The sequence below is a fragment of the Solimonas sp. K1W22B-7 genome (assembly GCF_003428335.1).
Lineage (GTDB): Bacteria > Pseudomonadota > Gammaproteobacteria > Nevskiales > Nevskiaceae > Solimonas_A.
In genome coordinates, this window is sequence record NZ_CP031704.1 from 822212 (window position 1) to 834766 (window position 12555).

At 67.4% G+C, this 12555-nt stretch carries 9 protein-coding genes; 3 read left to right on the forward strand and 6 right to left on the reverse strand.

What is annotated here, in order from left to right; translation table 11 throughout:
• Positions 1 to 103: 103 nt before the first annotated feature.
• The 4 genes from D0B54_RS04030 to D0B54_RS04045 form a co-directional block, all read right to left on the reverse strand.
• Positions 104 to 706, reverse strand: a complete 603-nt coding sequence (locus D0B54_RS04030) for a hypothetical protein (RefSeq protein WP_117289425.1) — start codon at positions 704 to 706, stop codon at positions 104 to 106.
• 305 nt (positions 707 to 1011) lie between these two features.
• A complete protein-coding gene (locus tag D0B54_RS04035) occupies positions 1012 to 3705 on the reverse strand; it encodes a LuxR C-terminal-related transcriptional regulator (RefSeq protein WP_117289427.1) in 2694 nt (897 codons plus the stop codon).
• 204 nt (positions 3706 to 3909) lie between these two features.
• A complete protein-coding gene (locus D0B54_RS04040) occupies positions 3910 to 5268 on the reverse strand; it encodes a DUF1329 domain-containing protein (RefSeq protein WP_162932185.1) in 1359 nt (452 codons plus the stop codon).
• Between the two features lie 22 nt (positions 5269 to 5290).
• Complete coding sequence (locus D0B54_RS04045) at positions 5291 to 7267, reverse strand: DUF1302 domain-containing protein (protein WP_117289429.1); 1977 nt, start codon at positions 7265 to 7267, stop codon at positions 5291 to 5293.
• Between the two features lie 480 nt (positions 7268 to 7747).
• Between D0B54_RS04045 and D0B54_RS04050 the strand changes: the two genes are divergently transcribed.
• Genes D0B54_RS04050 through D0B54_RS04060 form a run of 3 tightly spaced genes read left to right on the forward strand, consistent with a single transcriptional unit; the run spans position 7748 to position 11414 of the window.
• Entirely contained in the window at positions 7748 to 9187 is a 1440-nt protein-coding gene (locus D0B54_RS04050; protein ID WP_117289431.1) for a carotenoid oxygenase family protein, read from the forward strand.
• Positions 9184 to 10404 (forward strand): acetyl-CoA acetyltransferase, encoded by a 1221-nt coding sequence (locus D0B54_RS04055; RefSeq protein WP_117289433.1) that lies wholly within the window; start codon positions 9184 to 9186, stop codon positions 10402 to 10404. Before D0B54_RS04050 ends, D0B54_RS04055 begins: the two co-directional genes overlap by 4 nt.
• Positions 10405 to 10439: 35 nt before the next feature.
• Positions 10440 to 11414, forward strand: coding sequence for a winged helix-turn-helix transcriptional regulator (locus D0B54_RS04060; protein ID WP_117289435.1), 975 nt, complete (start codon positions 10440 to 10442; stop codon positions 11412 to 11414).
• Positions 11415 to 11586: 172 nt separating this feature from the next.
• Here D0B54_RS04060 and D0B54_RS04065 read toward each other — a convergent pair whose 3' ends face one another.
• Entirely contained in the window at positions 11587 to 11946 is a 360-nt protein-coding gene (locus D0B54_RS04065) for an endonuclease domain-containing protein (protein ID WP_117289437.1), read from the reverse strand.
• A gap of 70 nt (positions 11947 to 12016) precedes the next feature.
• Entirely contained in the window at positions 12017 to 12469 is a 453-nt protein-coding gene (locus D0B54_RS24130; protein ID WP_162932186.1) for a DUF2214 family protein, read from the reverse strand.
• Positions 12470 to 12555: the final 86 nt, after the last annotated feature.

Genomic DNA, 12555 nt, shown 5'->3' on the forward strand with positions numbered 1-12555 from the left:
AGCGGCCGGTGGCCGCGATGCCCGGCTTGTCGCGGCCACCGGCCGCTCCTACTTCGCTGGTTCAGTCGGATGTGGTGAGCGCAGCGAACCGCATCGAGAAGGCTTACAGGGCTGCAAGAAGTCCGTCAAAAAGCTCATTCGACCAAGAACGCCTTTGCTCCAGAAAATGCTCATAGGCATCATGATTCCATGAGCGAAGGTCGTGAACGATTTCTGAAATTGTTAATACGTCATGAAATCCGTAAGTCTCGATGGCCGACTTCCGTCCTTCAGGAGTGGCCGCGCCCCATATCAGAATGGCGCCGTTGATCTGTTGGGCCTTTCCTCTAACAAAAATTTGCTGCGCTGATGGCTGAATCGCCGCTTCCAGGAACGCGCGAAAGGCTTCTTTGCGGTGATGCGAAAGCTGTGCTGCGTCTGAAAGGATAAAATATTTGTAGTTTTGAAACTCTATCTCGCACTTGAGTTCGGCTACATATGTGAGGTCGGTGCTTTTATGCCGCAATGTAAAATCAAGCGTACACCCCCTTGTCTTTCCCGTACTTCTGAGCGTTGGCCGACCGTGATCCTCAAAAGGGCAACGACGATCCTTCGCCCAAATGCGTACCACTTCCTCGGAAAATATCCCAAAAATTCTGGAGAGATATTTGCCCCGTGCCGCCAAAGCATCTGGCTGGCGAAATATCGAAAGCAGATGTTCGTTCATTTCTATTGGTGGCCATCCGTGAAGAGCGGAAGCTCAATTTCCCAAGAGTTCTGTAGGATGTGGTGAGCGCAGCGAACCGCATCGAGCATCCCTTGATGCGGTTCGCTGCGCTCACCACATCCTACAGGGCTGAAGTGTTTTTGGTCTGTACGTGGGAGCGGCTTCAGCCGCGATGCGGGCTTGATCATACCCACCGGTTTTCGCGGCTAAAGCCGCTCCTACAAAAGCAGACGGATCGTAGGAGCGGCCGTTGGCCGCGAGGGCGGTGAATCGTGCTGACCGGCCCTCGCGGCTAACAGCCGCTCCTACAACAAGCCCATCTGCCTTGCCGCATTGATCGCCTGCAAACGGCTCGCCACCGCCAGCTTCGAGTAGATGTTCTTCAGGTGGAATTTCACCGTGTTCTCGGACACGAAGATGCGGCGGGCCATTTCCTTGTTGGAGACGCCGTTGGCCAGGTACACCAGGATCTGCCGCTCGCGGTCGGTCAGGGGTTCCAGGGGCTGGAAGCCGACGTCGGCGTGGGGGCGGGCGTTGACTTCGGCGTGGTGGCCGGCGGCTTCGAGCAGGCGGGTGACGAAGGCGCGCAGGCTGCCGTTCTCGGGGTTGCCGTCGCCGGCCAGGGCGGTGTGTTCGTCGCGCAGCAGCGGCAGGATCTTTTCGCCCTCGTCGAGGAACAGGCGCACGAAGCCGCCGGGCGCGGCCAGCTGCAGCGCGCGGTGCAGGCTGCGGTGGGCGTGGTTGTCGTTGCCGTGGGCGCGCTGTGCCAGGGCGTCGAGCACCAGCAGCTTGATCTGGCGGTAGCTGCGGCCCTGGCGCTGCGCCACGCCCAGTTCGGCGGCGAGCTGGGTCAGGGCGACGTCGGTCTGGCCGCTGTGCAGGGCGACACGGATGGCGCCGATGGCGTCGCCCTCGGTGGCCTCGGTGTAGATCATCCAGCCTTCGGGCAGGGCGAATTCGGGCTGGCGCGGAATGCGGCTGGCGATGACCTGGGCGCGATCGATCTCGCCATCCAGCAGCAGGCGGCGCACGCGCTCCCAGCTGATGATGCGCATCAGGCGCGGCCAGCCGGCGGTGTGGGCGATCTGCTCGGCCTCGGCGAGGATTTCCTCGGTGCGGTTGCTGCGGCCGCGGGCGTCGTGGATGCGCGCCATGGCGATGTAGCCGGGCACCATGAAGTCCAGCAGCACGCCGTCGCAGATGACGTCGTGGAACTGCGTGAACATCGACTCCGCGGTGTCGAGGTCGTTGTTCTCGTACAGCGCGCTGATGTAGCAGGACACCAGCGAGGCGGTGGCGAAGGGCTTTTCCAGGTCCAGGTGATGCTCGGCCAGGCCGCTGCGGTAACGCGCCAGCGCTTCGCCGAGGCGGCCCTGCATCACCAGGTTCATGCCGGTGACGGCGACGGTGTAGCCGCCGCTGAAGGCGGCGGCGCCGCGCTCGCCGTAGCTGCGCGCCAGGTTGAGGTGCTCGCGCGCGCTGTCGAAGTCGCCGGCGCAGAGCGCACGGTAGCCCTTGACGTTGGCGGCGGCGCCGAGCTCGAAGGCGCGGAAGCCGACCGGCTGCTGGCCCTGGATGTCCATGCGGTCGACCAGCTCGAAGGCCTGCGGCATGTCGTCCAGCACCAGGGCCAGCATCGAGCGCACCACGTCGGTGTCGGGGCCGGCGCCGGGCAGGTCGGCCAGCGTGGTGAGGATGGGGCGCAGCTTGTGGTGGCGGCGCAGGAAGATCAGCGCCCAGGCGATCTTGATCGCCAGGTCGGGCCGCCGCGCGATCTCGTCCAGCGGCAGGTTGTCGGACCAGCGCTCCATGGTCACCAGGTTGGCGTCGGCGATCAGGCGATCGGCCCAGACGTTCATGATGTCGGTGGCGAAGCCGTAGTTGCGCGCGGCGATGGCGTGGTGCAGCGCGTCCTCGTGCATGCCGTGGGCGTGGAACCAGTCGGCGGCGCGCTGGTGCACTTCCAGCAGGGCCTCGGGCTCTTCGCTGCGCACCTGCTCGGCCAGGAAGGACGAGAACAGGGTGTGGTATTTGAACCAGCACAGGTCCGAGTCGAGGCTGCGCAGGAACAGGCCGGAGCGCTCCAGGAACAGCAGGATGCTCTGCGAGTCCTGCCAGCCGGTGATGTGGTCGCAGAGGCCGGCGGAGAGGCGCGTCAGCACCGAGCTGCGGCGCAGGAATTCCTGAACGCGCGGGGTCTGCAGGGTCAGCACGTTGTCGGCCAGGTACTCGGCCAGCTCGCGCGGCTTGTAGCCCGACAGCCCGGTCAGGGCGCGGCGGACCGCGGGGCTGGCCAGGGACAGGCGGAACAGCTGCAGCGCCGCCGGCCAGCCCTCGGTCTGGCGGTAGATCGCGTCCAGCTCCTGCGGGTTGATGCCCAGGTCACGCGCCTGCGAGAAGAACTGCTGGGCCTCGACGTGGGTGAAGCGCAGGTCGTCGGCGCGCAGCACCAGGGCCTGGTTGTTGACCATCAGCCGCGCCAGGCCGATCTCGGGCAGGGCGCGCGAGCCGATGAACAGGGTGACGTTCTCGGGGATGCGCTCCAGCAGGTCGCGGAAGGCGGTGAGCACGCCGCGGTTGTTGAGCATCTGGAATTCGTCGAAGAACAGGCGCACCGGCCGGTCCAGCTGCACCAGCTGCGTCGCCAGCAGGTCGGACAGGCGGCGGCGTGTGCCGGGCGGCGCGGCGGTGGCGGCGTCCTGGCTGCCCAGGCCGTCGACCAGGGCCTGCATGTGGACGGTGAAGCGGCGCATGTCGTTGTCGGCTTCGTCGAAGCTGAGCCAGCCGGTCAGCGCGCCCTGCTGCTCGGCCAGGGTCTTGGCCTGTTGCAGCAGCGTGGACTTGCCGTGCCCGGCCGGGGCCTGCACCACCACCACGCCGTAGCCGGGCTGGCGGAACAGGCGCCCAAGCAACTCCTGGCGATGGATGGCGCCGGGATACGAGGGTGGGGCGAAGAACTTGTGGGTGAAGACTTCGGCCGGGGGCGTGACAGCGTCCATGTCGCCGTTCTGTGCGGATTCGGGGCAGGGCGACTATAGCGTAGGTTGGGGTGAGCGGAGCGATGCCCAACGTCGAAGGGCGGGGATGTTGGGCATCGCTTCGCTCACCCCAACCTACGGCAAGCGAGCGGCGCGGCACTGCACAAAAAAATAGGGGCGCGACTCGCGTCGCGCCCCAGGTGCCAGAGTGGTTCCTTCCGGCTTTTAGCGGGTGCCCTTGCTGCGCAGTGCGTCCGGCGTGTAGTCGGCGGCGCTGCGAGTGACCGGCTTGTAGATGGTGGTTTCCTCGTTGAACAGCTGCATGGCGACGTAGCGGCCCGACTGCAGGTCGTGATGCACCTCGGCGCCGGGGCCGAGGAACGGCACGTCGTAGTACTGGATGCGGTGCATCTCATCCACGCGCCACAGCTGGTCGCGGTTGTCGTACTTGTCGGCCACCAGCACGGTCCAGCTGTCCTCGTCGAGGAACATCGTGCGGCGCTTGTAGACGTGCGAGGTGCCGGACTTCAGCGTCGCTTCCACCACCCAGACACGGTGCAGCTCGTAGCGCGCGTGGTCGCCGTTGAGATGGCCGGGCTTGAGGATGTCCTTGAGCCTGAGCGGCGGGCTGTTGAGCTTGTAGCCGTTGTACGGAACGTACATCTCCTTCTTGCCCAGCAGCTTCCACTCGTAGCGGTCGGTGGCGCCGTTGAACATGTTGAAGTCGTCGTTGGTACGCAGGCCGTCGGAGGCGGTGCCCGGGTTGTCGTAGGCCACGCTCGGCGCCAGGCGCACGCGGCGCTGGCCCGGGCTGTAGGTCCAGGCCTTGCGCGGCTGGGCCACCTGGTCGGCGTACTCGTGCACCAGCAGGATGGAGCCCGACAGGCGCGGCGGGTCCTTGACGATCTGCAGGAAGTAGAACAGCAGGTTGCCTTCGCGCTGCGCGCCGGTCTTCTTCTGGTTGCCGTAGGAGAAGTCGTACTCGTAGTCGAAGCGCACCAGGTTGTAGTCGCCGCTCTGCGTCACCGGTGCCTGGGCCCAGGAGGTGGCGTAGGAATCACCCTTGTAGATCGTCAGGTGGTTCCAGATCGCCTCCAGTCCGTTCTTCGGAATCGGGAAGGGCGTGCCGTCGGTGCTGCCGGTGAAGCCGTTGCCGCCGCTGACCAGGTTGTCCTTGGTGGCGTTGGCGATGGACTCCTTGTACCAGCCCTCCGGATAGCCGGCGCTGCGCCGCGTCGGGTAGACCACCATCTTCCAGTCGGCGTAGCGCTTGAGCAGCGCCATCTGGCCGACCGAGAGGTTTTCCTTGTACTGGTCGGCATTGGCGGCGGTGATGGTGAACAGCGGCTTGTCGCCGGCGTAGGGGTCGGGGTAGTGGCCGCCGGCCTTGAAGCCGGCCACCGGCTTGACCAGGCCGCCGTCCCAGGCGGGGATGGTGCCGGCCTTGTTGCCGGCCTTCTCGGCACCGATCGGCGTCAGGGTCTTGCCCAGTGCGGCGGCTTCGTCGGCGGAGACCGCGGCCTGCGCGGCGCCGGCAAGAAAGGCGAGAGACAGCAGGCTCGTCTTGAGCATCGTGTATTTCATTGGATTCTCCTTTGGGTCCCGTTCAGAACGCATACGAGACGCTGAGGGCAAGGAAGTCGCGGTCCTTGTTCGGGTTGGCGCTGGTGGCGTAGTCGAGGGGCTGGGCCGCCGAGCCGGGGATGGTGTTGCCGGGGCCCAGGGAGCTGCCCGGGGAGACCGGCACCTGCGCGCCGCCGGGGCCGAAGGGCTGCGTGCCGCTCGCGTCGGTGCCGCTGTAGGTGCGCCCGCCGAAGAACGTGGTGTAGCCGATGTCGGCCTGCCAGCGCTGCAGGTAGTTGAAGGCCACGCCCAGGGTGACGGCCTTGGTGTCCTGGTTGAAGTTGGGGCCTACGCCGTTGACGTCATGACCCAGCACCAGTCGCGGCGAGACGCCGACCGCACCGATCAGGTTCTCGAAGTCCATGCGGCTGACGACCCGGTAGCCCCAGGAACTGTCGGTGGCATAACCCTCGCTCTGGCAGGAGTTGTTGGAGACGACGTAGGCTGTGGGAGCCGGGATGGGGGGATTGAGGAAGCCACAGGCCGGCAGGCCGGCACCGGGGCCGTTGAAGCGCAGGTTGTCGGGCAGCGCCAGATGGTTGTAGCCGACCTCGGCCAGCAGCGTGAACTGCTCCGCGGCCCAGGTCGGACCGAAGGCCTTGGTGAAGGTGGTCTGCACCTGGTGCATCTCGACCTCGCGGTAGCCGCGGATCTCGGTGCCCAGGGGGAGTGCCGCGGCAGGGAACGGATTGATGCTGTTGGGCACGCCGAGCGCCGTCAGCAGGATCTCGGTGCCGCCGAGCTGCACCGGCTGTTCGGGACGGTAGGAGTACTCGCCCTGGATGGCGACGCCGAAGGGGCCGTCGGTGTTGAAGCTGAGGCCGAACAGCTCGATGTTCTCCGGGTACTCGGTGAAGTAGGTGGCGCGGCAACCGGCCACCGCGCTGGTCGAGCAGGTGTCCGTGGTGCTGACGTTCGCCAGATGCGTGGCGCCGCCGCGCACCGCCGAGATGAGCGGCGTACGGCTGTGATAGTTCAGGTAGTACAGCCCGAACTCGGTGCCGGCCGCGGCCTCGGCGTAGTAACGCAGCGCGATGCCGAACTGTTTCTCGGCGTCATCGGCGTTGCGCGTGCGCTCGCGCGGCACCACGACGTGGGCGGAGCCGTCGGTGGGCGGCCGCGTGATGTGGTTGTCGTCCTCGCGGCGGCCGAAGCCGGTGACGGCACGATCGCCGTCGTCGGAGACGATGTCGGAGGTGGAGAAGAAGCTGCCGCGCGGATCGATCTCGGTCTTGTCCCAGCTGGTCATCCAGACGCCCTCGATGCCGAGGCTGTCGGTGATCTGGAAGGACGACCACAGCATGGGCAGCGGCAGCAGCGCTTCCTTCAGCTCGGCACCCGGCGTGCGGATCTTGGCGACGTCGATCGGGTTGATCGAGTTGATGCCGTTGCCGATGAAGGTGCTTTCGCCCCAGCTCACAACCTGTCGGCCGAAGCGTGCCGACAGCTTGCGGCCGGCGACGTCGAAGTTGCCGTAGACGAACAGGTCGAGCAGGTCGAGCTCGGATTCCAGGCGATCGCGGCCGCGCTCACCCAGTTCGTATTCGTTGGCCTTGCGGTCGGCCACTGCCGCGCCATTGGCGGCGAAGCGGTCTTCGCGGTCCTCGGCGTCGGCGGCGACCTGGTCGTAGAAGTAGTTGACGCGGGCGAAGATGCCGTAGTCGTGCCACTTCAGTTCGAGGTCATGCGTGGCCTTGGCGACCGCCGAGACGACATCGCCCTTCTCGAAGGCGAGGTTGCCGTCGTCGTCGTTGACGGAGCGGGCGCTGCCGCCGTTGCTGATGCCGACCAGGGCGTCGTCGCGGTCTTCCATGCGCATGGTGGCGCCGAGGGAGACCGTGGTGTCGAAACTGCCCTGGATGTCACCGTATTCGAACTTCAGCGCCGAGGCCATGATCGGCACGGTCAGCAGCGCTCCGCCCGCGCCGAGGCGCAGGATCACTTTTACACTCGATTTCATCGTTTTCTCCTCTAGTGGCACCAAAGTGCCCGGCCCTCGCACAGGCCGGACGCAAACCTTCGTGGGGGTCTTGCGTCATGCGGCAGTCTCTACCGTTGCCGGTGGGACTGCTCTTTCGTGAAAATCGGTTCGAGTCCGGTCAAGGTACAAGACCTCGACGGCTTGCGCCAGTGACTCGGTCCGGGTGCGGTTCATGCCGCGACCCGCGGCCACCGGGCCGCAACGGCCTGCAACACCCGGGTCACGATGCGCCGGCACGTGGCGGCGAGGCCGCCCGGCCGGTTCGCATCGCGCCCGATGGCGGATCCATTCCGCAACATCGCAGCTCCTTTCTCGCACTGGGAGAGGCCTCTGCCGGGCCACTGACCGTAGAGCCAGCATACGCTTGCATAAAAAAACCTACAACCTTAGATTGGCCCCAACGATCGGCCGCCCCGCGGCGGCGCCGTTTCCGCATCGACGCGGACCGGAGGAACAGCCATGGACCCCACTGTCGCCGCGCCCGGCAACCCCAACGACCTGAATCCCTACCTGCAGGGGCTCTACGCGCCGGTGGCGCGCGAAGAGACCGTGCTGCAGTGCGACATCCAGGGTGAGTTGCCGCGCGAGCTCTGGGGCGCCTACGTGCGCAACGGCCCCAACCCGGCGCGCGCGCCGCAGGAGCTGCATCACTGGTTCGACGGCGACGGCATGCTGCACGGCGTGTGGTTCGAGGACGGCCGCGCCAGCTACCGCAGCCGCTACGTGCGCTCCAGCGACTTCGAGGCCGACCTCGCCGGTGGCTGCGGCGCCGGCGGCGTGATGCTGCCGGCGCATCGCGAGCGCGGCGACAAGGTCTACAAGGACACCGCCAATACCGACGTCCTGCTGCACGGCGGCAGCCTGCTGGCGCTGTGGTACATCGGCGGCACGCCGGTGCGCGTGGATGCGCGCACGCTGCAGACGCTGCGCCAGGAGACCTTCGGCCGCCGCCTGCCGCGCCATGTCTCGGCGCACTCCAAGGTCGATCCGCTGACCGGTGAGTTCGTGTTCTTCGACTACGCGCTGTACGAGCCCTGGATGTCCTTCGGCGTGGTGGACCGCGACAACCGGCTGCTGCATTTCGACAGGGTGGAACTGCCCGGCCCGCGCCTGCCGCACGACATGGGGCTGACCGAGAATCATCTGATCCTGCATGACCTGCCGGTGGTGATGAGCGAGCAGGGCCTGAAGCGCGGGCAGTGGTCCATCGAGCAGCGTCGCGACCAGCCGACGCGCTTCGGCGTGGTGCCGCGGCGCGGGCCCGGCAGCCAGGTGCGCTGGTTCGAGACCGACCCCTGCTACGTCTACCACGTGATCAATGCCTGGGAGGAGGGCGACGAGGTGGTGATGCAGGCCTGCCGCATGGTGCCCAACGGCATGACGCCGAACCGGCAGTACGGCCCGTATGCGCCGATGGTGGCGGTGCTGGCCCTGCATGCGGTGCCCTGGGAATGGCGCATGAACCTGAAGACCGGCGCGCTGCGCCAGCGCCAGCTCGACGATCGCATCGGCGAGTTTCCGGTGGTCAACCTCGACCGCACCGGCCGGCGCACGCGCTACGGCTATGTCATGGCGATCGACACTGCCACCGACATGCAGCGCTTCGACGGCATCCACAAGTACGACTTCGAAACCGGCGGTTGCGAGACCTGGCGTTACGCGAAGGGCTGGTGCGGCTCCGAGGCGGCGTTCGCGCCGCGCATCGGCGCCGTGGAAGAAGACGACGGCTGGCTGACGGTGTTCGTCACCGAGGCGGCCAGCGGGCGCAGCGAGGTGCAGGTGCTGGATGCGCGCGACATCGCCCGCGGCCCGGTCGCCACGGTGCAACTGCCCTGCCGCGTGCCGGCCGGCTTCCATGCGACCTGGGCGCGCGGCGACCAGGTGAGGGCGGCGGCGTGAAGCCCCAGGTCTGCATCCTCGGCGGCCACCAGACCGATTTCGCGCGCGTCTGGTCGCGCGAGGGCCAGGACATTTCCGACATGGTGCGCGAGGCCACGCGCGCCGCGCTGGAGGATGCCGGCGTGGATGCGGCGCAGGTGGAGTCGATCCATGTCGGCAACGCCTTCGGCGAACTGCAGCGCCAGCAGGGCCATCTCGGTTCGATGGTGGCGCAGGTGGTGCCGGAGCTGTGGGGCCGGCCGGCGATGCGCCACGAAGGCGCCTGCGCCTCGGGCTCGCTGGCGATCCTGACGGCCATGGCCGAGATCGAGGCGGGGCGCTACGACTGTGTGCTGGTGCTGGGCGTGGAGGAGCAGAAGAACCTGCCCGGCGACGAGGCCTCGCGCATCCAGAACTCCGCCGCCTGGCAGGGCCGCGAAAATATCGACTGCCGCTTCATGTGGCCGGCGGTGTTCGGGCGGCTGGCGCAGGAATACGACGAGCGCCATGGCCTGGACCGGCGTCATCTCAATGCCATTGCCGAACTCAACTACGCCAACGCGCGGCGCAATCCGCGTGCGCAGACACGGCGCTGGCAGTTCGGCCCCGGGGCCTTCAGCGAGGACGATGAAAAGAACCCGGTGATCGAGCCCGGCGTGCGACGCCAGGACTGCGCGCAGATCACCGACGGCGCCTGCGCGGTGCTGCTGGCCTCGCCGCGGCGTGCCGCGGAGCTGGGCCTGGACGCGGAGCGCCTGCCGCGCATCCTCGGCTGGGGCCATCGCAATGCCGGCCTGCGCCTGCTCGACAAGCTGGAGCGCAGCCGCGGGCAGGACTACGTCTTCCCGGAAGTGCGCGCCACCATCCAGGACGCTTTCCGCCGCGCCGGCCTGCCGGGCGTGGACGCGCTGGACGGCATCGAGACGCACGACTGCTTCACCAGCACCGAGTACATGGCGATCGACCACTACGGCCTGACCCCGCCGGGGCAGGGCTGGCGCGCGGTGGAGGACGGCAGCATCGCGCCCGGCGGGCGCTGCCCGGTCAACATGTCCGGCGGCCTGATCGGCGGCGGCCATCCGGTGGGTGCCACCGGCGTGCGCATGCTGCTGGATGCGGCGCGGCAGGTGACGGGCGTTGCCGGCGGCATGCAGATCGACGGCGCGCAGCGCATCGGCACGCTCAACATCGGCGGTTCCTGCGCCACCGTCGCCAGCTTCGTCGTCGGCAGGGCTTGACCGTCACGGGGCGCGCGATCAGAGTGCCGCGCCCCATGGCCACCGCAACCCGCAAGAAGCCGCCTGCCGCCGCGCCCAATCTCACCGTGCAGGCGCACTCGGTGTCGCGCGCGCTGAACCTGATCGGCGATCGCTGGACGCTGCTGCTGCTGTACTGTTTGTTCCTCGGCGTGAACCGCTACTCCGAGCTGCTGGCGATGACCGGCATGGCGCGCAGCGTGCTGGCCAACCGCCTGCAGCGCCTGCAGAAGGCCGGCCTGCTGCGGCGCCGGCGCTACCAGCAGAACCCGCCGCGCGACGAGTATTTCCTCAGCGAATGCGGCGCCGACCTGCATGACGTCGCCTGCGCGGTGATCGGCTGGGACCGGCGCTGGCACTACGACGCGAAGAGCCCGATGCACCGCCTGCGCCACGCGGTCTGCGGCCGCGAGTTCACGCCGCAGCAGCACTGCGCCGCCTGCGGCGAGCGCGTCGAGGCGCGCGACGTCGAGTGGCGTTCCGGCCCCGGCGCGGGGCTGGACCCGCACCCCGGGCCGCGCGCGCATCGCCGCTCCAGCATCGCCGCCGAGGACATCGACGCCGCGCACCCGATCATGCAGCGCAGCTTCGACATCCTCGGCGATCGCTGGACCGCGATGACCGTCGCCGCGGCGTTCTACCGGCATCGCCGCTTCGGCGAGTTCCAGCAGGCCCTGGGCATCGCCAGCAACATCCTTGCGGACCGGTTGGCTCGCCTGGTGGAGCTGGAGGTGCTGAGCCGCGAGGAAGACGCCCGCGAGGGTTACCGTCTGAGCGAGCAGGGCCGCGACCTGTTCCCGATCATCGTCGCGCTGATCCGCTGGGGCGATCGCTGGCTGGCGGGAGCCAAGGGGCCGCCGCTGTTGCTGGTGCATCGCAGCTGCGGGCAGGCGTTGCGGCCGCGGGTGGGCTGCGACAGGTGCGGCGGGGAGGTGGGGGCGGGGGAGATGCTGCTAAGCGGGGCGAGACGACGCGCTTTGGGGATGCGTTGAATCGCATCCCCTGCGTCGTCGAGCGCCCGGCCATGGAGGGCCGGGCAGGGGCTCAATCGGGTAGCTGCTGCCTCGCCATGGATGGCGCTACCGCTGTCCTCCTCTCCCGCTGGCGGGAGAGGGCGGGGTGAGGGTGGTGCAGGATGAAACTCGCTGAGGCTTGCCAGGATGCTCAGCCCTTCCTGGAAGCCAACTCCAGGCACGTAGTCAGGATCGATTCAAGCACGCGATTTTCCTCGCCCAGCACTTCGTTGTTCCAGTACCGCAGCACGCGCCATCCGTTCCTTTCCAGAAAGCGTGTGCGCTGTTCGTCGTGCTCGGCGCGCTCGTCGTGCTGGCCGCCGTCGACTTCCACGGCCAGCATCAGATCGACGCAGGCGAAGTCGAGGACGTAGGGGGCGATCGGGAACTGGCGTCGGAACTTGTGGCCGTTGAGTTGGGCGGCGCGCAGGCGGTGCCAAAGACGCCGCTCGGCGTCGGTCATCGAACGGCGCAGGGTCCGCGCCTTTCGAATGCCTTTACGGGGTTCCATGTTGCACCACCCTCACCCCCACCCTCTCCCGCCAGCGGGAGAGGGAGACAAGAGATGGGGCAGTTTGGACTTAGTGATGTCCGTAGCCTTTGCCGACCATCGTAATCAGCAACGCCACCAGCGCCACCAGCGTCAGCTGTACATGCACCAGGATCCTGGTCTTGCGCACCGCATCTGCGCCCGGCAAGCCGCCGCCGCTGGACAGCTGCTTGCTCCAGCGCATGAACCGGATCGTCGGCACGAGGGAGATCAGCGCGGCCAGCACGAAGGCGGTGATCACGCCGTGCATCAGGCCGTTGTGCCAGTACCAGTCGGCGCCCTTGCCGCCGTGGTACATGCGCAGGAGGCCGGTGACGAACACCAGGCCGGCGGTGATGCCGTAGAGGCGGTCCACGCGCGGCAGCAGCTGCACGGTCTCGCTGGAGGGCGTCAGCTTGAGCAGGTACAGCTCGGCGACGGCGCCGCCGGCCATCATCAGCACGGCGAGGTAGTGGATCCAGGGCAGGACGACGGTGGCGAGCATGGGCTTTCTCGGTGGGCTTGAGGGATCAGGGAAAAGCGGCCTATCAGAATTACATTGCAGCTTAATGACAATAGGCGTAGCTTCAA

Bases quoted from the DNA above. Each gene is read 5' to 3' on its own strand.
- D0B54_RS04030 (WP_117289425.1), bottom strand. From the start codon at position 706: ATGAACGAACATCTGCTTTCGATATTTCGCCAGCCAGATGCTTTGGCG.
- D0B54_RS04035 (WP_117289427.1), bottom strand. From the start codon at position 3,705: ATGGACGCTGTCACGCCCCCGGCCGAAGTCTTCACCCACAAGTTCTTC.
- D0B54_RS04040 (WP_162932185.1), bottom strand. From the start codon at position 5,268: ATGAAATACACGATGCTCAAGACGAGCCTGCTGTCTCTCGCCTTTCTT.
- D0B54_RS04045 (WP_117289429.1), bottom strand. From the start codon at position 7,267: ATGAAATCGAGTGTAAAAGTGATCCTGCGCCTCGGCGCGGGCGGAGCG.
- D0B54_RS04050 (WP_117289431.1), top strand. From the start codon at position 7,748: ATGGACCCCACTGTCGCCGCGCCCGGCAACCCCAACGACCTGAATCCC.
- D0B54_RS04060 (WP_117289435.1), top strand. From the start codon at position 10,440: ATGGCCACCGCAACCCGCAAGAAGCCGCCTGCCGCCGCGCCCAATCTC.
- D0B54_RS04065 (WP_117289437.1), bottom strand. From the start codon at position 11,946: ATGGAACCCCGTAAAGGCATTCGAAAGGCGCGGACCCTGCGCCGTTCG.
- D0B54_RS24130 (WP_162932186.1), bottom strand. From the start codon at position 12,469: ATGCTCGCCACCGTCGTCCTGCCCTGGATCCACTACCTCGCCGTGCTG.